This is a genomic window from Aeromicrobium phragmitis, assembly GCF_003674095.1.
In the GTDB taxonomy this organism is placed as follows: domain Bacteria; phylum Actinomycetota; class Actinomycetes; order Propionibacteriales; family Nocardioidaceae; genus Aeromicrobium; species Aeromicrobium phragmitis.
In genome coordinates, this window is sequence record NZ_RDBF01000001.1 from 279,734 (window position 1) to 298,173 (window position 18,440).

Here is an 18,440-nt window from a genome sequence, read left to right on the forward strand (position 1 = left end):
GCTACTTCCGCAGCTCGACGATCGTCTTGCCCAGCCGCACCTGCGTGCCCATCGAGAGCGGGACGGGGGTGGTGATGCGCTGGCTGCCGATGTACGTGCCGTTCGTCGACCCGAGGTCCTCGACGAACCACTGTTCGCCGTTGGAGGCGAAGCGAGCATGCCGGGTGGAGACGTAGTCGTCGTTGAGCCGGATCGCGGCGTCCGTCCCTCGGCCGAGGATGATCGGATCGTCGCCGAGGGGAACGCTCTGCCCGGCATTGGGTCCGTCGACGATCTGCAGGAGGCTCGGCTGACCGCGCTTGCCGCGGCGGCGTTTGGCCGGCTTGCTCTTCTGCGCGGGCGCCGCCGACTTCTTGCTCGGCTTGGCGACCTGGCGGCTGGGGACGCGGGTTCCGAAGATGTCGGTCCGGATGACCGAGACCGCCGAAAGCACGAAGATCCACAGCACGGCCAAGAAGCCGAGCTTGATCAGCGTGAGGGTCAGTTCGCTCATGAGCGGGATTCACCGGGCCTTGGAGGACGACGGGATGCGAACCGTGAGCGTAGTGTTTCCGAGCCGGATGTGCGAGCCGTCGCCCAACGGGCTGGAGTCGACGCGCCGTCCGTCGACGATCACCCCGTTGGTCGAGCCGAGGTCTTCGATGGCGACGGCGGGCGCGTCGGCCATGCCGCCGACGCGCAGCCGGGCGTGGCGGCGCGAGATGCCCGGATCGTCGATCTTGAGATCGCTGTCGGAGCCGCGGCCGATGACGAGGCCCGGGGCGCTGACCGGATGCTTGATGCCGCCGACCTCGAGCACGACCGCTGCCGAGCGCACCGACGTTTCGGTCATCCGCTCGTGCGGGGAGGCGTGGATGGTGGCGTTGGTCCGGCCCTCGACGGTGAAGCGCCCCGTGCGCAGCGCATCGTCGCGCTCGAAGGTGATGGCGAGCGATCCGGCGAGCGTGTAGTGCTGCTCATCGACGTGCTCGTGCACCAGTGTCGCGAGCTCGTCGGCGAGCGTGGACCCGAACGGCGTGAGCCGGTCATAGTCCGCCGGTGACAGGAACACCGTGAAGTCGTTGGGGACGAGGATCCGGTCGCGGCTGAGGATGCTCGTGGAGTTGTCGATCTCGCGCTGGAGTGCCGCGGCGATCTCCACGGGCTGCACCGCGCTGCGGAAGGCGCGCGCGAAGGCCCCGGTGACTGCTCCCTCGAGGCGACGCTCGAAGCGCTGCAGGACGCCGGCCATCTGCACTCCTTCACTCGGCGGACAGGACGGGTTTTCGCTTCGATCGTATCGGGCGGGCACACCCGGCCCGGTATTCGACTCACGGGACCGACTGCTAGACTCGCCTATCGGTCGTAGCGTCGCCTGACGGACGGCCACATGCGCGAGTGGCGGAATGGTAGACGCGCTGGCTTCAGGTGCCAGTGTCCGCAAGGGCGTGGGGGTTCAAATCCCCCCTCGCGCACCCCTGACGAAAGCCCCAGGTCCTCGAGGATCCGGGGCTTTCGTCGTCGATGTCGTCACTCGGGCGGCGGCACCGGCATCGGATCTGCAGGCAGCGCGCGACGAGGCATTGGTGGCTGCAGATCCGGCCGGACGCCACGGTCGATCACCTTATCGTCTCCAGGGCGATCATCCGAGCTGTGGCCGGTCTCACGTCCCGGGCAGTCCGGGTCGATCTCGGCCATGCTGAAGGCATGCCTCGCGTCCGACTTCGGCTGCGTCATGAGCCGAGCACCGACCCGTTGCTGGGGTCCCGCCTGCACATTGCGGTGCTCTCGGCCGCTGCCGCTGGATTGGCCTGGGTGCTCGGCAACGCCATCCCGTCGCCGATCGGTGATTACGCCTACTACGCACCACTCGGCGCCGTACTGGCGATCAACCCTACGCTGGCCAACTCGATCCGTCGCAGCGTCCAGTTGTTCGGTGCATTGCTCCTCGGTGCCGCGCTCGGCTTCGGGTTCGAATTCGTTCCCCTGCCGGGGCCGCTCGGCGTCGCAACCATCGTGTTCGTCGCCGTGCTCGCCTCGGCCTGGGATGTGCTCGGTGCCGAGCGGTCATGGGTGATGACCGGGGCGTTGTTCACCTACGTTCTCGGTCGGGTCGATCCGACCGACTTCGTCGTCGGCATGGTCGCCCAGGTCAGTACGGGAGCCCTCATCGGCGTCGCGCTCACCATGGTGCTGCCGCCGATGCCACTGACGCTCGCCCAGCGGCGGTTGGCGACGACGAGTGCCGAGGTCGCCGACCAGTTGGACTCCGCGGGTGCTGCGCTATGCGCCGAGGCCGGAGAGAACGAACAGGACGAAACGATCGCGCGCGAGATCATTCCCGACCTCCAACGACTGCGCACCACGATCGACGCGCTGGACGAGTCGACCATCGGCAACCTGCGTGCCCGGCACTATCAACGCAAAGTCGAGCGGTACCGGGTGCAGGCTGACACCGTGGTGCGAGTCGGGGCGGTCGTGGAGAACGTTGTCTTCACGCTCGCGGAGGTGCAGTCCTCGTCGCAGCCGTGGTTGGAGCGCGGTAGCGACCTTTCACGATCGATCGCCGAAGTCCTGCAGCGGCTCGCCACGGTGGTCCGCGCGGTCGGCGCTGACGAGGACATCGACAAGGACGATCGGCAGGACCTCGAATCACGCGTCGACGAACTCGAGAGGACGATCCGGCAGTACCGGGATGACTCCACGTGGATACCCGGCGCCGCTCTGGTGCTCTCGCTGCGGCGGTGCCTCGGTGTCATCGAGCCGGAGCCCACGACCACGGTCGTGCCACCGCTGACGTCGCCTGGTCATCGCGAGGCGCGGCGCCGCCCGTTCAAGAGGCGATAGGCCACCCCGACCGCCAGCACGACGACGCCCACGCCGATCGAGGCGACGGGCAGGGTCGCGACGAGTGTCACGCAACCGACGAGGCCGATCACCTGCAGCGCTCGCGGGTACCGCCGATGCGCATGCTGTTGGGTGAAGGCGGCAGCGTTCGCCACCGCGTAATAGAGGAGCACACCGAACGACGAGAAGCCGATCGCCCCGCGCACGTCGGCGACCAGGACGACGGCGATCACGACGCCCGCGAGCGCGAGTTCCGCACGGTGCGGCACCCGATAACGCGGATGTACGGCAGCGACCCACCGCGGAAGGTCACCGCGCCGCGCCATGGCCAGACTCGTGCGGCCGATCCCCGCCATCAGCGCCAGCAAGGCGCCGAGTGCTCCGGCCAGGGCACCGAAGCGGACGAGGGGCGCGATCTCGTTCCACCGCGACGCCGCCGCGACGTCGGCGAGGGGTGAGTCGGCGGCCGCGAGGCCCGCCGGTCCGAGCACGTGGAGCGCCGCGAGCGCCACGACCCCGTACGTGGCGAGGGCGACGGTGAGCGAGATACCGATGGCACGGGGGATGGTGCGAGACGGATCCCTGACCTCCTCCCCCATCGTGGCGAGGCGGGCGTACCCGGCGAAGGCGAAGAACATCAGCCCGGCCGCCTGCAGGACGCCGTAGGGGTCGAAGGCTGTGGTGCCCGCGTCGGCGGCGGACGGAGACGAGAACGCCGCCACGGTGAGCGTGGCCAGCGCGACCAGGACGATCGCCACACCCACCCGCGCGACCGCCGCCGTACGAGTGACGCCGCAGTAGTTCGCGGCCGTCATCGCCAGCACGGCCACGACCGCGACCGCGGTGCGATAGGACTCGGGGGCCGTGTAATGCGCGACGGTCAGTGCCATCGCCGCGCAGCTGGCCGTCTTGCCGATGACGAACGACCAGCCGGCGAGGAAACCCCACCACTCCCCCAGTCGCTCACGACCGTAGAGATATGTGCCGCCGGACTCGGGGTACTCGGCGGCGAGCTGGGCAGAGGACGTCGCGTTGGCGATCGCGACCACCGCGGCGATGACCAGCCCGAGCAGCAGCCAACTGCCGGCGGCTTCTGCCGCCGGGGCGAACACGGTGAACACCCCGGCCCCGAACATGGCGGCAAGGCCCAGCACGACCGCCTGCCCGGTGCCGAGCCGACGGGCGAGTGGTCGGTTCTCGTGCGCATCGTGCCTCACCACGTCCCGAGGCTAGTGGAGCCGGGCGTGGTGAGGCACGAGCGAGGACGGGCGGGGGCGAACGTTCATGAGGCGTTCACCCTCCCCAGGATCAGCCCATCGTGTTGACGATGAGGCCGATGTGGGTGAAGAAGTTCATCGCCCCGAAGAGCAGGAACGCCACGCCGGTGATCCCCCACGCCCAGCCGATGATCTTCCACAAGCCGGATCGGATCCCGCGCAGCGCGAAGGGGAACAGGACGGCGCCGATGCCGACGAGCGCGATGAGGCTCGACATGAAGATCGCCTCGACGAGCGGCCACTCGGCGAAGGCTCCGGAGATCGGCTCCTCCGGCGGCGCCGCGAACAGCTGGTACTTGACGCCCGCGACGGCGATGCCGATGAGGCCGAGGCCCATGCCGAGCACGAAGACCGAGACCGGCCGCGCCACCTGCCGCAGGTGCTCGAGACCGCCCTCGGCGGTGAGCACGGTCCTGCCGCGGAACCACACGTACAGCGCCGCGGCGAGGAGCAGCACGCCGAACGCGAGCGAGGTCTCACCGAAGATGATGTTGTCGAACGCGAAACCACCGGCGGCGAGCGGCCATGTCAGGGTCATGTGCAGACCCGTGGTGGTGAGGATGAAGCCGAGGACGCCGAACGCCAGGGCCCAGCCTTCGGGAACCACGTCGTGCGGGCTGCGGATGAGTTCGCGACCCAGCCAGACCAGAAGGATCAGGCCGGCGCCGACGGCGACCGACATGATCGTGTTGTACGTGGGCATCTGGGCCCAGTCGATGACGAGGCCTTCGTGTGCCAGGGCGCTCATGGTGATCAGCTCCTTCGTTACAGCACCGGATTTCCGACGCCTTCAGAGAAACCATACGAGCGGATGAGTTATTCCCGGGTACCATGTCGAGGTGCGGGACGAGCCCAGCCGTGAGGGGCAGTACGGCGAACGAGCCATGGTCCAGGGCCGCGGCGCGGACAAGCAACGGCGCATGGTCGAGGCGGCCGCGCTCCTGTTGATCGACGAAGGCTTCGCGGCGATCACGCACCGCCGGGTCGCCGACGCGGCCGGCGTGCCCCAGGGCTCCGCCTCCTATTACTTCCCCACCCGCTCGAGCCTCGTAGCCACGGCGGTGCGAGCGGCAGAGGATCTGCGGGGACGTTCGGCGATGAGTCGTGCCGAGGCGCTGCCGTCGCGGCGGCGTTCACCGGACGACACGGCTCGGGAACTGATCGAGACGTTCTTCGCACCGCACGTGGACGAGCGCGTGGTGACCGCGCGCCTCGATCCCATGCTGTCGGCGCTTCGCGACCCCGCGCTGGCGCCGATCATGCGAGACGCGCGGCCGCGGCTGCTGGCGGCGCTGCGTGTCGTCCTCGATCGGTCCGGGTTCGACCACGTGGACGACGTCGACCTGATCGCCTATCTCATCGACGCGGCCCTGCTCAATGCCGCAGGCTCCGGGGAGGAACGCGTGCTGGAGTTCGCGTCCGGCGTCGTCGGTCGTTTCCTGGATCACGATCGGCGCTGAGGCCGGGACTTCCGCTCCGGCGTCGCTAGGCTGATCGCGTGACCGTACAGATCAGGGGCGTCGCCGCAGCGGACGAAACCGAGTGGTCGAGGCTCTACGCGGGTTATCGCGCCTTCTACCAGCTCGACAACGACCCGCAAGCGGTGCAGACCACGTGGGAATGGGTGTCGACGGCGCAGCACGGGTTCGTCGGCCTGGTCGCCACCATCGACGGCACCGTTGTCGGACTCGCCAATCTCCGTCGGTTCGCTCGGCCGTCCACCGCCGCGCTGGGCTTGTACCTCGATGATCTGTTCACGGCACCGGAAGCCCGCGGTGCGGGCGTCGCGACGGCCCTGCTGCGCGAAGCGGCCGCCATCGCGGCCGGCGAAGGAGCGAAGGTGGTCCGGTGGATCACGTCAGCGGATAACGCGGCCGCACGCAGCGTGTACGACAAGGTTGCCACGGCCACTTCGTGGGTCACCTACGACATGGCGCCCGCTCCGCACTGAGCGGCCGCCTCGCGACGAGCATGGTGGTCGTGGCGATTACCTCGGTACCGGAGCGCACCCATGACGAAGGGCCGTCCGAAGCGTATTCGGACGGCCCTTCGACGATCGTGGGTCAGGCGCGCTTGCGTCCCGTGATCGCGTTGTAGGCGATCAGTACGAGGATGGCGCCGATGACCGAGCCGATGATGCCGGCCGCATTGGTGATATCGAACCCCTCGCCACTCAGCAGTGATCCGAGTGCACCGCCGACGAACGAGCCGACCACGCCCAGGATGAGCGTGCCGATGATGCCCATGCTGTCGTCACCGGGGACGACAGCGCGAGCGATGAAGCCGGCGATCAAGCCGACGACGAGGAAGACGAGCAGACTCCACATAGGGTGCCTTTCTGTTGGAGGTATCGGTTACTTTCCAGGCCACTCACCGGTGGCCCTGGCGAAGGCGCGGGCGCCTTGGCGCTGCACGATCGCTCGCACGGCCGAGAAGATCGCGCCCTGAATGACAGCGGCGAGGAGGATCTCCTTGAACGGGAACTCCGACTGCAGCGCGGTGGGCGGGTCGCCTTCGGTGTTGGGGCTCACCCGCTTCCAGACCTGCTTGAAGACGGCGCTCGCCACCAGGCCCGCGAGGATCGAACTGATCAACCCGACCGGCTGATAGAGGATCTTCGCGGACTTGCTCGAACTCTTGGCCGCGGTGCGGGAGGCGGGGGTCATCGAGAACCCACCACCTGAACAAGTTTCGCGTTGAACGCCTCGAGGTCATCGGGATTGCGTGACGTGATGAGATCGAACCCCTGGGAGGTGTCGTGACTGACCTGCTCGTCCACCCAGGTGCCCCCGGCGTTGGTGATGTCGGTCCGCAGGCTCGGGTAGGAGGTGAGCGTGGCGCCCTTGGCCACGCCCGATTCGACCAGCGCCCACGGTCCGTGGCAGATCGCCGCGATCGGCTTGCCGGCCGACGCGAAGTTCCGGACGACATCGAGCGCCTGGTCGTTGAGACGCAGGGTGTCGCCGTTGACGGTTCCGCCGGGGATCACGAGGGCGTCGAACTGATCGACCTCGATATCCTCGATGGTCATGTCAGGCGTGAAGACCTGGTCCTTGTCGACGTCGCCGACCATGGACTGCACCTCATCGCGCTGCGGTGCCGCGTGGACCGGCGTGCCGCCGGCGGCGATGATCGCGTCGCACGGCGAGGTCAGTTCGACCTTCTCGACGCCGGTCTGCGACGTCATGACGACGATGTTCTTGCCCTCGAGACTCATCAGATCCCCCCAGTTCAGCTGGCCACGCGCTGCTCGAGGAGCTTCGCGCGTTCGGATTCGGTCAGGCCGCCCCACACTCCGTAGGGCTCCTGCACCCGCAGGGCGTGCTCACGGCACTGTTCGATCACCGGGCAGGTCGCGCACAAGGCCTTGGCGGCCTCTTCACGGCGCTGGCGCTTGGCGCCACGCTCAGCCTCCGGCGAGAAGAACACGGAGGAGTCAACGCCCATGCAGGCACCGTCCCACTGCCACTCGTAGGACTCGAGGATCGGGGACGGGAGTCGCTTGATGTTCACCATGCTGCAGGCCTTCCACGAGAAAGTTCTGATCCGACGTCGCGGCTGGCTGTTCAACCCCGAGTACGATGCAATGACGATAAACTTACTCAAAACTTGTTCACAAGGGCAAGTCCGTGAACAAGTTCGCAACGGATCGTGACGAGATGAAGGCGGAGAACGGACCTGTGGCTTCCTCGGATTCCGCCCAGAATGACGCGCCATGGCGCCGTTCGGGCGAGGTCACATGGAGTGTTGGAACTGTTGCAGAACGTCTCCAAACTTCCGCATCAACCTTGCGCACCTGGGATCGTCGCTACGGTCTGGGGCCCACCCTCCGCACCAGCGGAGGCCACCGTCGGTACTCGTCACTGGACATCGACCGGGTCGACCTCATGCGCCGGCTGCTGGCCCGCGGGGTCGCCGCGCAGGAGGCCGCTCAAGTCGCCAAGCAGCTCGCCGGCGACAACTCGCCCACCGACTTGACCGGCGAGCCGGCTCAATCGCCGCATCACCACAACGCGACCGTGAACGAGTTCGTCGAGGCGGCGCATCGGTTCGACGGCCGCGAGCTCACTCGCATCGCCACCACCGCACTGCGAGACCTCAGCACCGTCGAAGCCTGGGAACACGTCTTCGTTCCCGCCTTCGTCGCGATCGGTGAGCAGTGGGCGGAAGGCCATCTCGGTGTTGAGGGCGAGCACCTGGCCAGCTCGGTGCTGTCCTCGGCGCTGCGTGCGCACGCGCGGCGGCAGTCGCTGCCCGACCTCGCTCGCCCCGCGACGGTCGTGCTGGCCAGCGCGGAGGAGGACCAGCACGCTCTGCCGGTGATGGCACTCGAGGCTGCGCTCAGCGAGCATGGTCTCGCCGCGCTCGAACTCGGGCCGAGACTCCCCGCAGCGGCCCTGCGGAGTTTGCTGGAGACGATGCGACCCCAGGTGCTCTTCTTGTGGGCCTCCCTTCAGCGGCCGCCGCGCGATCCCATGCTGGAGGTGTTGGAGAAGGCCGAGGAGGACACGCTCGTGGTACTCGGCGGGCCGGGCTGGCCGCGGGAGGCTTCTCCCGCGAGCGGCATCCGCGAAGCCGTCGAGATGGTGCTGTCGCGAGCCCTCGCACCCTGACTAGGGTGTCGGCATGACCGCACCGCACGTCGACCTCGACATCGAGGGCCCGATCGCCCGCGTCTGGCTCAATCGACCCGACAAGCTCAACGGCATCACCTTCGAGATGCTCGACGGCCTCGTGCAGGCGGCCGACCGCATCGAGCGCGACCGCTCGGTCCGGGCCGTCATCCTCGAGGGGCGCGGGCCGTCCTTCTGCTCGGGGCTCGACTTCGGGCGCGTCATGACCAACCGACGCGAGGTGTTCAAGCGTTTCCTCCCGCACCCGGTGCGCGGCACGAACGGCTTCCAACGGCCGCTCTGGGCGTGGCGTGAGCTGCCGGTCCCAGTCGTCGCGGTGACGCGCGGTCACGTCTTCGGCGGCGGTATCCAACTCGCGCTCGCCGCGGACTTCCGGATCACGACTCCGGACTGTCAGTGGTCGGTCATGGAAGCCAAATGGGGCCTCGTCCCGGACATGAGCGGCACCGTCGCCCTGGCCGAGTTGGTGCCCGCCGACCTCGCCAAGCGCCTCGTCATGACCGGCGAGATCTTCAGCGGCGAGCGTGCTGCCGAGTACGGCATCGCCTCGCAGGTCGCAGAGGATCCGGGCAAGGCGGCACTCGAGCTCGCCGAGGTCCTGATGGAGCGCTCGCCCGACTCGGTCGCCGCCTCAAAACGGCTGCTCGACCAGACGCGGCACAGCGCGCCGCGCCGCGCGTTCCGGTTGGAGCGCCGATTCCAGCGGGCGATGATGAAGTCCCCCAACACCCGTGAAGCGCGCCGGGCGGGCCAGGAGAAGGACGCACCGAGGTTCGGTCCGCGCACCCTCCGCTGACGCCGGACGGCGCGAGGACGCCCGGTAGGGTGGGCGGCGTGAGTGACAAGGGCAAGAAGGTCGCCGATCAGTACGACCGCGGCTACGACTACACGAAGTACTGGGACAACCGCGACTACGAGCACGCTGCCGAGGAGATCGCGATTCGCCGGCTGCTCGACGGCCAGCGTTTCGAGCGCGCCGCCGACGTCGGCGGCGGCTTCGGCCGGCTCTCCCTGCTGCTGCGCGAGTATGCCGACCACGTCACCCTCGCCGAGCCCAGCCGCACCCAGCTCGACGCCGCGGCGACGCTGCTGGAGGGCACCGACATCGCCCAGGTCCAGATGCAGGCCGACGACCTGAAGTTCGCCGACGGGGAGCTGGACCTCCTGACCATGGTGCGCGTCATGCACCACATCCCCGAGCCGTCGGCCGAGTTCGCCGAGATCGCGCGGGTGTTGCGTCCCGGCGGCACCGCGATCATCGAGGTCGCCAACCTCGGACACTTCAAGAACCGCCGCAAGTACAAGAAGCTCGGCCAGCCGCTGCCGACCGAGCCGGTCAGCATCCGCACCGCGCCGGCGGACGAGCCCGATGCGATCGCCTTCGTCAACCACAACATCGACACCGTGCTCACGCAGCTGGCCGCCGCCGAACTGGTGCTCACCGACAAGCTCTCGGTCAGCAACCTGCGCAGCCAGACGCTGAAGAAGTACCTCCCGATCGGCGTTATGACCACGCTCGAGAAGTTTGCTCAGCGTCCGCTCGCGCGCAAGGACTTCGGCCCGTCGATCTTCCTCAAACTGCGTCGGCGCTGAACAGCTACCGGACGATCGATCTCGGCGTCGGCGAGTCCGCCGCGGCCGAGATCGAGATCAAGCGCTCCCGATTCCTCGCCCAGGCCTGCCGGGTCGAGTCCGAAGAGCACGCCCGTGCCTTCATCGCCGACGTACGGGCAGCCCACCACGACGCACGGCACCACTGCACCGCGTTCGTCATCGGCGCGCGCGGTGACCTGCAGCGCTCCAACGACGACGGGGAACCTGCCGGCACCGCCGGTCGGCCCATGCTCGAGGTCGTCACCGGCCGCGAGCTGAGCGACGTGGTCGTGGTCGTCACCCGCTGGTTCGGCGGCATCCTCCTCGGCGCCGGCGGACTCGTCCGGGCCTACGGCGACGCGACGACGGCGGTGCTCGACCGGGCCGGAGTCCGCCGCCGCGTGGAACTCGCCCTCGGTGCGGTGGCCGTGCCGATGGCCGACGCAGGAGCGTTCGAGCACCGGCTTCGCCAAGCCACCGACGTCGTCGACGTCCGTTACGAAGGTGCGGTGACCTTCACCGTGGCCGCCCCGGACCTGGAGGAACTCGGCCGTCAGCTCGCCGCGTGGAGCTCGGGTAGCATCCGGATCGAGCCGATGGGTTCGCAGTGGAGGGACGTCCCGAACCGGACCGTGTGATCAGGATCGCAAGGCGCCGACCGTCGATCCGGGGGAGGATGACGACGTGGACAGCAGTTCGAGTGACCGGTCGGCTCTGGTCATCGTGCCGACCTACAACGAGCGCGACAGCATCGTCACCACGCTGCGGCGCATCCTGACCGCCTCGGACGCCGACGTGCTCGTCGTCGACGATGCGAGCCCGGACGGCACGTCGCAACTGGTCCGCGACCTCGCCGAACCACGCGTCCATGTGCTGGATCGCCCCGGAAAGCTCGGATTGGGAACGGCCTACGTCGACGGGTTCGGCTGGGGGTTGTCACGCGGCTACGGTGTCGTGGTCGAGATGGACGCCGACGGCTCGCACCCCGCCGATCGGCTGCAGCCGCTCATCGATGCCGTCCGTGAGGGGCAGGCGGACCTGGCGATCGGCTCGCGCTGGGTGAAGGGCGGCAGCGTCGTCGATTGGCCGCGGTATCGCGAGGTGCTGAGCCGCGGCGCGAACGCCTACGCCCGCGTGTTGCTCGGCCTCTCGGTGCACGACGCGACCGCCGGCTTCCGTGCCTTCTCGGCCGAGCTGCTGCGACGCTTCAACCTCGCCGGCGTCCACTCACAGGGCTACTGCTTCCAGATCGACATGACCGTGCGCGCGCGTGACCTCGGCGCTCGCATCGTCGAGATTCCGATCGCGTTCCGCGAGCGTGAGCACGGCGTCTCCAAGATGAGCGCGTCGATCATCCTCGAGGCCATGCTGCGGGTGACCTGGTGGGGCTTGCGTCGGCTGACGGGGCGACGGCTGCAGGAACCGGCCCCGGCCTGACTCAGAGGTCGAGCCGCGCCAGCACGTCGCGAACGTGGTCGAGCGCGCGCGGATCGGTGAACCCCGACGTGTCGTCGAAGTAGAGGCCGTCGCCGATCAGCTGGATCGTGCGGGCCAGCGCCTCGTCGCCGAGGTGGTCGCTGAGCACCGCGAACCACTGGTCGCGCAACTCAGCGAGTGCGTGGCTGGCGCGCTCGTCGTTCTCCTGGGCGATCCGGGCGGCGGCGATGAGCGCGCGATCGAACGCCGAGCCGGAGTCGACCGACGTCTCGAGGTAGTAGTCGACGGGTCCTTGGGGGGCGGCCTGCATGGCGACGGCGTCACGTTCGCCCATGAGCCGCATCCGATCGAGCATCCCCTCGACCAGTTCGTCCTTGCTGTGGAAGTGGTAGAGAAGGCCGCCCTTCGAAACGCCGGCCTCGGCGGCGACGGCGTCGAGAGTCGCGGCACGGCTGCCCTCGGTGACCAGGAGGGTCTCGAACGCGTCGAGAAGTCTGTCGCGGGTGGAGGGCTCCTCGGGCGGCATGCCCCGAGTGTAGGCGATCACGTGTTCAGCCTCATATTCCAAGACGTTTGAATACTGTACCGTCTGGACGGTACAGTAACCTGCATGACCATGATCGAGACGACTGGGCGCCTGCGCGCCGGACGGCGCGAGTGGCTGGCGCTCGCGGTGCTGATGATCCCCGTCCTTCTGGTGTCGGTCGACAACACGGTCTTGAGCTTCGCGCTGCCGGAGATCAGCAGGGATCTTCGGCCCACGGGCACGCAGTTGCTGTGGATCGTCGACCTGTACGCCCTCATGCTCGCCGGTCTGCTCATCGCCATGGGCTCGATCGGCGATCGCCTCGGCCGCCGCAAACTGCTCGTCGCGGGCGCGGTCGGTTTCGGTGTCGCGTCCTTGGTGGCGGCGCGCGCGGAGAGCGCGGAGATGCTCATCGCCGCGCGCGGCCTGCTCGGCTTCTTCGGTGCGACGCTGATGCCGTCGACGCTCTCGATCATCCGTAACGTCTTCGTGGACGCCCGCGACCGGCGGATCGCCATCGCGACGTGGGCCGCGATGTTCTCCGGCGGCGCCGCCCTCGGCCCGATCGTCGGCGGCTGGCTGCTCGAGCACTTCTGGTGGGGCTCGGTCTTCCTCATCAACGTGCCCCTCATCGTGCTGTTCGTGCCGCTCGCGCTGGTACTGCTGCCCGAGTCGCGCGACCCGAATCCCGGCCCGCTGGATCTGCCGTCGATCCTGCTGTCGATGCTGGCCATGATCCCTGCGGTCTTCGCGATCAAGCACGGCGCAAAGTACGGCCTCGACGACGTCGTCCTCGCGTCGCTGGGGCTGGCGGTCGGTGCGGGCTGGTTGTTCGTCCGGCGTCAGCGCCATCGCGAGAACCCGATGCTCGACGTCACCCTGTTCGGCAATCGCGTCTTCACCGGGGCCATCGTCGCCAACATGCTGAGTCTCATGGGCCTGGCCGGGTTCCTCTTCTTCGGGTCGCAGCTGTTGCAACTCGTCATCGGCCTGTCACCCATGAACGCCGCGATGGTGCTGCTCCCGGGTTTGCTCGTCACCGTCGCCTTCGGTTTCATCGCGGTGCGGCTCGTCGAGCGCTTCCCGGTCCGGGTGCTCGTGAGCGGCAGTTTCCTGGCCTCGTCGCTCGGCTACGCGATCGCCGCGTTCACCGGACACCCGACGGTCATGAGCGTGCTCATCGCCTTCGCGATCATGGGCATCGGCATCGGCATGGCCGAGACGCTCACCAACGACCTCATCCTGGCGAGCGTCCCGGTGCACAAAGCCGGTGCGGCGTCGGCGATCTCGGAGACGGCCTACGAGGTGGGGGCGGTGCTCGGAACCGCCGTGCTGGGCAGCGTGCTCACCGCGACGTACCGCGACCAGCTGACGGTGCCGGCCGAACTCGCCTACGGCGAGCGCGCACACGCGTTCGAGACGCTGGGCAGCACGATGGAGTACGCCGCGAAGTACCCGAACACGCTCGGCGAGCAGCTGGCCGAGTCCGCGACGCAGGCCTTCGACCTCGGCGTGCAGTTGACCTCGGGTACCGCGATCCTCGTGGCCCTCGGTGCCGCGCTCGTCTCCTGGCGAGCGTTCCGCCACCTCTGAGCTCGCGCTGAGCACCCCGTGAGTGTGACGTTTAGCAGGTCAAATCGCCCGATTCGCCTGCCAAACGTCACACTCAGGGGGTGCGGTTCCCGATTTACCCGAGCAGGGCGGAGCGGGCCATCCGGGCGAGGAGCGAGCGCATCGCGGGCGCGCTGAGGCGGGCGCTGTGGGGCGTGGAGTTCAACAGGCCGAACGCGGCCTGCACGGCAGCGCGGGCGGTGGCCCGGTCGAGCTCGGGGCGCAGCTCGCGCACGACCTGCACCCAGACGTCGATGTAGGCGAGCTGCGTTCGCCGAACCCGTTCGCGCGCCTCGGCGTCGAGGCTGGACCACTCGCGCTCCTGCACGACGATGAGCGCAGGGTGCGACAGCGCGAAGTCGACGTGCCAGTCGATCAGTGCGTCGAGCGCGGAACTCGCGTCGTCGGCCGCGTCGCGCCGCCGCGTTCCCTCGTCGAGGAGCCGGTCGCTGATCGACACGAGCGACTGGCGCAGCAGGTCGGCCTTGCCGGAGAAGTGCTTGTAGAGCGCCGGCCCCGAGATGCCGCACGCCTCGCCGATGTCGTGCACTGTGACGCCGTGGAATCCCCGCTCGGCGAACAACGTCGCCGCGGTGTCGAGGATCTGCTCCTGCCGGGTCGTCACAGCGGCAGCCTAGCGCACTGAGGTTAATGACTGTTAACCTCGCGGTGTGACCCACCTCCACGATCTCGTCGCCGAACTGCGTGAGCGCACCGCGGCCGCGCGCCAGGGGGGCACCCCGACGGCCCGGGAGCGTCATGTCGCCCGCGGGAAGCTCCTCCCGCGCGATCGCGTCGACCAGCTGCTCGACCCGGGCTCGCCGTTCCTCGAGATCGCACCGCTCGCCGCATACGAGATGTACGGGGGAGAGGTTCCCAGCGCCGGCATCGTCACGGGGATCGGCCGCGTCAGCGGTCGCGAGTGCGTGATCGTCGCCAACGACGCCACCGTCAAGGGCGGCACCTACTACCCCCTCACCGTCAAGAAGCACCTGCGCGCGCAGACGATCGCGCTGCAGAACCGGCTCCCGTGCGTCTACCTCGTGGACTCCGGTGGTGCGTTCCTCCCCATGCAGGACGAGGTCTTCCCCGACCGCGAGCACTTCGGCCGCATCTTCTACCACCAGGCGCAGATGTCGGCCCAGGGCATCGCGCAGATCGCCGCGGTGATGGGGTCGTGCACCGCCGGCGGCGCCTACGTGCCGGCGATGAGCGACGAGACCGTCATCGTCCGCGATCAGGGGACGATCTTCCTCGGCGGCCCGCCGCTCGTGAAGGCCGCCACCGGCGAGGTCGTGACGGCCGAGGAGCTCGGCGGCGGCGAGGTGCACGCGCGCACGTCCGGCGTCGTCGACCACCTCGCCGAGGACGACGCGCACGCGTTGCAGATCGTCCGGTCCATCGTCGACACCCTCGAGCGGCCTTCCGCTCCGGCCTACGAGCAACGCGAGGTGCTCGAGCCCCGCGAGGACCCGGCCGGCCTCTACGACGTCGTTCCGGACGACCCGCGCGTGCCGTACGACGTGCGCGAGGTCATCAGCCGGATCGTCGACGACTCCCGGCTGCACGAGTTCAAACCGCTCTACGGCGAGACGCTCGTGTGCGGGTTCGCCCACATCTGGGGCTACCCCGTCGCGATCCTCGCCAACAACGGCATCCTCTTCAGCGAGTCGGCCGTCAAGGGCGCCCACTTCATCGAGCTGGCGAACCAGCGTGGCATCCCGCTGGTGTTCCTGCAGAACATCACCGGCTTCATGGTGGGCAAGGAGTACGAGAACCGCGGCATCGCGAAGGACGGGGCCAAGCTCGTGACCGCGGTCGCCTCGAGCGTCGTGCCCAAGTTCACCGTCGTCATCGGCGGCTCCTACGGCGCCGGCAACTACGGCATGTGCGGGCGCGCCTACGATCCGCGCTTCCTGTGGATGTGGCCGAATGCCCGGATCTCCGTCATGGGCGGCGACCAGGCCGCGTCCGTCCTGGCCACCGTGCGCCGCGACGGCATCGAGGCCAAGGGCGGCACCTGGAGCGCCGAGGAGGAGGAAGCCTTCCGCGCGCCGATCCGCGCCCAGTACGAGGAGCAAGGCTCGGCCTACTACTCCACCGCGCGGTTGTGGGACGACGGGATCATCGACCCCGCCGACACCCGCCGCGTCCTCGGCCTCGGACTGCAGGCGGCCGTCAACGCCCCCATCCCACCGACTCCCCAGTTCGGAGTGTTCCGGCTATGAGTTTCTCGAGCGTCCTGGTCGCCAACCGCGGCGAGATCGCCCGCCGCATCATCCGCGCCTGCCGCGAAGCCGGCCTGCGCAGCATCGCCGTCTACTCCGACGCGGACGCCGAGGCGCCGTTCGTCCATGAGGCCGATCACGCCGTACGGCTCGGTCCTACTCCGGCCGCCGAGTCCTACCTCTCCATCCCCGCGATCCTGGCGGCGGCGCGCGCGTCCGGCGCCGAGGCGATCCACCCCGGCTACGGCTTTCTGTCCGAGCGGGCCGCCTTCGCCCGGGCGGTCACCGATGCAGGGCTCATCTTCATCGGTCCGAGCGCCGACGTCATCGAGGCGATGGGCCGCAAGGACCGGGCTCGCGAGATCGCCGAGCGCGCCGGCGTGCCGGTGACGCCGCGCCAGGATCCTGACGCGATCCCCGCCGACGCCTATCCCGTCCTGGTCAAGGCCGCGGCCGGCGGCGGCGGCAAGGGGATGCACATCGTGCGGTCGCCCGAGCAGCTCGGCGACGCGCTCGCGACCGCACGCCGCGAGGCCGCTGCGGCGTTCGGTGACGACACCCTCCTGGTCGAGCGGTACGTGGAGGCCGGGCGGCATGTGGAGGTGCAGGTCTTCGGCGACACGCACGGCAACGTCGTCCACCTGTACGAGCGCGACTGCTCCGCGCAACGCCGGCACCAGAAGGTCGTCGAGGAGGCACCCGCGCCCGGACTCGATCCGGCCGTCCGTCAGGCGATTCTCGACGCCTCCGTGGCCCTCTGCCGCGAGGTCGGATACGTGGGCGCCGGCACCGTGGAGTTCCTTGTCGCGGGTCAGGACGCCTACTTCCTGGAGATGAACACCCGCTTGCAGGTCGAGCACCCGGTGACCGAGGAGGTCACGGGGGTCGACCTCGTGCAGTGGCAGCTCGCGGTCGCCGCGGGGGAGTCGCTGCCGCTGCGCCAGGACGACATCTCCTGCCAGGGCCACGCCATCGAGGCGCGCATCTACGCCGAGGATCCGTACGCCGGCTTCCTGCCGCAGGCCGGGCGCATCGAGCACCTGGCGTGGCCCGCATGGGAGGCGCGGGTGGAGGCCGCGATCGACGGCCCCGGCACCGTCGGCACCGCCTACGACCCGATGCTGGCCAAGATCATCGTGTCCGGCGCCGATCGCAGCGACGCGATCGACGCCCTCGTCGACGCGCTGGACGAGACCGCGGTGCTCGGGTTGACCACCAACACCGGGTTCGTGCGTCGCCTCGTCGACTCCGAGCCGTTCCGCGGCGAGCACGTTCACACCGGGTGGCTCGACGATCCGGCGGCATCCGCCGAGGTCCTGAGTGCACCGCAGGTTCCCGACGCCGGCTGGGAGTTCGCCGCCGCACTCCTCGCCCCGATGGACGACGGCTCCCCGTTCGGACGGCTCGACGGTTGGCGGTCGGCGGCAGGAGGCAGGCCGTTGCTCGTGCCCGTCGCTGGACCCAGCGGAAAAGTCCGGCCGGTCAGCCCCGCCGCTGACACCGCCGACGTCGTCGGCGTCCGGATCGGACCGCGCGTCCTGGCCGCGGTCGAGGGGCATTCCTGGGAGTTCCACGCCCCGGACGGCGTGCGACGCGCGCACGCCGCGCTCGCCGGGGCGGCGGAGGTCACCGCGCCCATGCCCGGCGCCGTCGTGACCGTCGAGGTGAGCGAGGGCGACCGGGTCGTGGAAGGCCAGCGGCTCGGCACCGTCGAGGCGATGAAGATGGAGCTCACCCTCGCGGCGCCGCACGACGGCGTCGTCACGCACGTTGCCGTCGAGCCGGGGCAGCAGGTGGCGATCGGTCAACTGCTCATTCACGTCGAGCCCTCCGACGAGGCAGACTCGGACTCGTGACCACCGCGTCCTCCAGCGCCCGGCACCAGCACGCCGCGAACCGGCGACTCCTGCGTGCGCGAGACGCGATGGACCGCGCCTTCGCCGAGCCCCTCGACATCGCGGCCCTCGCGGCGATCGCGCACGTGTCGGAGGCCCACTTCATCCGCACGTTCCGAGCCGCCTTCGGTGAGACACCGCACCGCTATCTGCAGCGGCGCCGCATCGAGCGGGCGATGGCGCTCCTGCGCGACGGGCACTCGGTCACCGACGCGGCCATGACGGTCGGGTTCTCGAGCCTCGGCACATTCAGCCGGACGTTCCGCGACATCATCGGCGTGAGCCCATCGCAGTTCCGGTCCTCCGCGCTGGGAGAGCCGGCGCGTGCAGTGCCGACCTGCTACGTCATGCGGGTGGCGCGACCCGTGGATCGAGCAATTTCGGAGAAGCGAGCCGTCGAGGAGGGCGACTAG

General features: G+C 69.1%; 22 protein-coding genes and 1 tRNA gene. 13 read left to right on the top strand and 10 right to left on the bottom strand.

Annotated elements, in window-relative coordinates:
• Position 1: 1 nt before the first annotated feature.
• Positions 2-493, bottom strand: coding sequence for an FHA domain-containing protein FhaB/FipA (locus D9V41_RS01305; protein WP_121792719.1), 492 nt, complete (start codon positions 491-493; stop codon positions 2-4).
• A 9-nt stretch (positions 494-502) separates the two neighbouring features.
• Complete coding sequence (locus D9V41_RS01310; protein WP_121792720.1) at positions 503-1,231, bottom strand: FhaA domain-containing protein; 729 nt, start codon at positions 1,229-1,231, stop codon at positions 503-505.
• A gap of 140 nt (positions 1,232-1,371) precedes the next feature.
• Between D9V41_RS01310 and D9V41_RS01315 the strand changes: the two genes are divergently transcribed.
• Both D9V41_RS01315 and D9V41_RS01320 read left to right on the top strand, forming a co-directional pair.
• Positions 1,372-1,454: transfer RNA gene (locus tag D9V41_RS01315), tRNA-Leu, on the top strand.
• A gap of 232 nt (positions 1,455-1,686) precedes the next feature.
• On the top strand, positions 1,687-2,826 hold the full coding sequence (locus D9V41_RS01320; RefSeq protein ID WP_133434068.1) for an FUSC family protein: 1,140 nt from the start codon (positions 1,687-1,689) through the stop codon (positions 2,824-2,826).
• Here D9V41_RS01320 and D9V41_RS01325 read toward each other — a convergent pair.
• Positions 2,787-4,046 (bottom strand): APC family permease, encoded by a 1,260-nt coding sequence (locus D9V41_RS01325; RefSeq protein ID WP_243697114.1) that lies wholly within the window; start codon positions 4,044-4,046, stop codon positions 2,787-2,789. The genes D9V41_RS01320 and D9V41_RS01325 overlap by 40 nt on opposite strands.
• An 88-nt stretch (positions 4,047-4,134) precedes the next feature.
• Positions 4,135-4,851, bottom strand: coding sequence for a DUF981 domain-containing protein (locus D9V41_RS01330; protein WP_121792722.1), 717 nt, complete (start codon positions 4,849-4,851; stop codon positions 4,135-4,137).
• Between the two features lie 91 nt (positions 4,852-4,942).
• Between D9V41_RS01330 and D9V41_RS01335 the strand changes: the two genes are divergently transcribed.
• Together D9V41_RS01335 and D9V41_RS01340 are read left to right on the top strand one after the other, a co-directional pair.
• Positions 4,943-5,563: a TetR/AcrR family transcriptional regulator gene (locus tag D9V41_RS01335; RefSeq protein WP_133434069.1), complete on the top strand. Its 621-nt coding sequence runs from the start codon at positions 4,943-4,945 to the stop codon at positions 5,561-5,563.
• A 38-nt stretch (positions 5,564-5,601) separates the two neighbouring features.
• Positions 5,602-6,054, top strand: coding sequence for a GNAT family N-acetyltransferase (locus D9V41_RS01340; protein ID WP_121792724.1), 453 nt, complete (start codon positions 5,602-5,604; stop codon positions 6,052-6,054).
• 112 nt (positions 6,055-6,166) lie between these two features.
• On the opposite strand, the gene D9V41_RS01345 is transcribed toward D9V41_RS01340, so the two are convergent.
• The 4 genes from D9V41_RS01345 to D9V41_RS01360 are packed head-to-tail and all read right to left on the bottom strand — an operon-like array spanning position 6,167 to position 7,619.
• The gene (locus tag D9V41_RS01345; RefSeq protein ID WP_121792725.1) at positions 6,167-6,430 is read right to left on the bottom strand and encodes a GlsB/YeaQ/YmgE family stress response membrane protein; all 264 of its coding nucleotides are present in this window, start codon (positions 6,428-6,430) and stop codon (positions 6,167-6,169) included.
• Between the two features lie 27 nt (positions 6,431-6,457).
• Positions 6,458-6,769: a DUF4235 domain-containing protein gene (locus D9V41_RS01350; protein WP_121792726.1), complete on the bottom strand. Its 312-nt coding sequence runs from the start codon at positions 6,767-6,769 to the stop codon at positions 6,458-6,460.
• Positions 6,766-7,320, bottom strand: a complete 555-nt coding sequence (locus D9V41_RS01355) for a type 1 glutamine amidotransferase domain-containing protein (RefSeq protein WP_121792727.1) — start codon at positions 7,318-7,320, stop codon at positions 6,766-6,768. Before D9V41_RS01355 ends, D9V41_RS01350 begins: the two co-directional genes overlap by 4 nt.
• A gap of 14 nt (positions 7,321-7,334) precedes the next feature.
• The gene (locus D9V41_RS01360) at positions 7,335-7,619 is read right to left on the bottom strand and encodes a WhiB family transcriptional regulator (RefSeq protein WP_121792728.1); all 285 of its coding nucleotides are present in this window, start codon (positions 7,617-7,619) and stop codon (positions 7,335-7,337) included.
• A gap of 143 nt (positions 7,620-7,762) precedes the next feature.
• On the opposite strand from D9V41_RS01360, the gene D9V41_RS01365 reads away from it, so the two are divergent.
• From D9V41_RS01365 to D9V41_RS01385, 5 genes are read left to right on the top strand one after another with little or no spacing between them, the layout of a single operon-like run.
• Complete coding sequence (locus D9V41_RS01365; RefSeq protein ID WP_121792729.1) at positions 7,763-8,716, top strand: MerR family transcriptional regulator; 954 nt, start codon at positions 7,763-7,765, stop codon at positions 8,714-8,716.
• 13 nt (positions 8,717-8,729) lie between these two features.
• Positions 8,730-9,533, top strand: coding sequence for a crotonase/enoyl-CoA hydratase family protein (locus D9V41_RS01370; protein ID WP_121792730.1), 804 nt, complete (start codon positions 8,730-8,732; stop codon positions 9,531-9,533).
• A gap of 38 nt (positions 9,534-9,571) precedes the next feature.
• Positions 9,572-10,330: a class I SAM-dependent methyltransferase gene (locus D9V41_RS01375; RefSeq protein WP_166375853.1), complete on the top strand. Its 759-nt coding sequence runs from the start codon at positions 9,572-9,574 to the stop codon at positions 10,328-10,330.
• Positions 10,331-10,386: 56 nt separating this feature from the next.
• Complete coding sequence (locus tag D9V41_RS01380; RefSeq protein WP_243697135.1) at positions 10,387-10,968, top strand: IMPACT family protein; 582 nt, start codon at positions 10,387-10,389, stop codon at positions 10,966-10,968.
• A 46-nt stretch (positions 10,969-11,014) separates the two neighbouring features.
• Positions 11,015-11,767, top strand: a complete 753-nt coding sequence (locus D9V41_RS01385; RefSeq protein ID WP_121792733.1) for a polyprenol monophosphomannose synthase — start codon at positions 11,015-11,017, stop codon at positions 11,765-11,767.
• Between the two features lies 1 nt (position 11,768).
• On the opposite strand, the gene D9V41_RS01390 is transcribed toward D9V41_RS01385, so the two are convergent.
• A complete protein-coding gene (locus D9V41_RS01390) occupies positions 11,769-12,293 on the bottom strand; it encodes a TetR/AcrR family transcriptional regulator (RefSeq protein WP_121793015.1) in 525 nt (174 codons plus the stop codon).
• Between the two features lie 84 nt (positions 12,294-12,377).
• Here D9V41_RS01390 and D9V41_RS01395 point away from each other — a divergent pair, with 84 nt between their 5' ends.
• Positions 12,378-13,886, top strand: a complete 1,509-nt coding sequence (locus D9V41_RS01395; RefSeq protein WP_121792734.1) for an MFS transporter — start codon at positions 12,378-12,380, stop codon at positions 13,884-13,886.
• Between the two features lie 94 nt (positions 13,887-13,980).
• On the opposite strand, the gene D9V41_RS01400 is transcribed toward D9V41_RS01395, so the two are convergent.
• Positions 13,981-14,529: a TetR/AcrR family transcriptional regulator gene (locus D9V41_RS01400; RefSeq protein ID WP_121792735.1), complete on the bottom strand. Its 549-nt coding sequence runs from the start codon at positions 14,527-14,529 to the stop codon at positions 13,981-13,983.
• 46 nt (positions 14,530-14,575) lie between these two features.
• Here D9V41_RS01400 and D9V41_RS01405 point away from each other — a divergent pair, with 46 nt between their 5' ends.
• Genes D9V41_RS01405 through D9V41_RS01415 form a run of 3 tightly spaced genes read left to right on the top strand, consistent with a single transcriptional unit; the run spans position 14,576 to position 18,440 of the window.
• A complete protein-coding gene (locus D9V41_RS01405) occupies positions 14,576-16,132 on the top strand; it encodes a carboxyl transferase domain-containing protein (RefSeq protein ID WP_121792736.1) in 1,557 nt (518 codons plus the stop codon).
• On the top strand, positions 16,129-17,988 hold the full coding sequence (locus D9V41_RS01410) for an acetyl/propionyl/methylcrotonyl-CoA carboxylase subunit alpha (RefSeq protein WP_121792737.1): 1,860 nt from the start codon (positions 16,129-16,131) through the stop codon (positions 17,986-17,988). Before D9V41_RS01405 ends, D9V41_RS01410 begins: the two co-directional genes overlap by 4 nt.
• Positions 17,985-18,440, top strand: coding sequence for a helix-turn-helix transcriptional regulator (locus D9V41_RS01415; protein WP_243697116.1), 456 nt, complete (start codon positions 17,985-17,987; stop codon positions 18,438-18,440). Before D9V41_RS01410 ends, D9V41_RS01415 begins: the two co-directional genes overlap by 4 nt.

What these genes read in the sequence shown, in the direction of transcription:
- D9V41_RS01305 (WP_121792719.1), bottom strand. Translation starts at nt 493, where the DNA reads ATGAGCGAACTGACCCTCACGCTGATCAAGCTCGGCTTCTTGGCCGTG.
- D9V41_RS01310 (WP_121792720.1), bottom strand. Translation starts at nt 1,231, where the DNA reads ATGGCCGGCGTCCTGCAGCGCTTCGAGCGTCGCCTCGAGGGAGCAGTC.
- D9V41_RS01320 (WP_133434068.1), top strand. Translation starts at nt 1,687, where the DNA reads ATGCCTCGCGTCCGACTTCGGCTGCGTCATGAGCCGAGCACCGACCCG.
- D9V41_RS01330 (WP_121792722.1), bottom strand. Translation starts at nt 4,851, where the DNA reads ATGAGCGCCCTGGCACACGAAGGCCTCGTCATCGACTGGGCCCAGATG.
- D9V41_RS01345 (WP_121792725.1), bottom strand. Translation starts at nt 6,430, where the DNA reads ATGTGGAGTCTGCTCGTCTTCCTCGTCGTCGGCTTGATCGCCGGCTTC.
- D9V41_RS01350 (WP_121792726.1), bottom strand. Translation starts at nt 6,769, where the DNA reads ATGACCCCCGCCTCCCGCACCGCGGCCAAGAGTTCGAGCAAGTCCGCG.
- D9V41_RS01355 (WP_121792727.1), bottom strand. Translation starts at nt 7,320, where the DNA reads ATGAGTCTCGAGGGCAAGAACATCGTCGTCATGACGTCGCAGACCGGC.
- D9V41_RS01360 (WP_121792728.1), bottom strand. Translation starts at nt 7,619, where the DNA reads ATGGTGAACATCAAGCGACTCCCGTCCCCGATCCTCGAGTCCTACGAG.
- D9V41_RS01365 (WP_121792729.1), top strand. Translation starts at nt 7,763, where the DNA reads ATGAAGGCGGAGAACGGACCTGTGGCTTCCTCGGATTCCGCCCAGAAT.
- D9V41_RS01370 (WP_121792730.1), top strand. Translation starts at nt 8,730, where the DNA reads ATGACCGCACCGCACGTCGACCTCGACATCGAGGGCCCGATCGCCCGC.
- D9V41_RS01390 (WP_121793015.1), bottom strand. Translation starts at nt 12,293, where the DNA reads ATGCCGCCCGAGGAGCCCTCCACCCGCGACAGACTTCTCGACGCGTTC.
- D9V41_RS01395 (WP_121792734.1), top strand. Translation starts at nt 12,378, where the DNA reads ATGACCATGATCGAGACGACTGGGCGCCTGCGCGCCGGACGGCGCGAG.
- D9V41_RS01410 (WP_121792737.1), top strand. Translation starts at nt 16,129, where the DNA reads ATGAGTTTCTCGAGCGTCCTGGTCGCCAACCGCGGCGAGATCGCCCGC.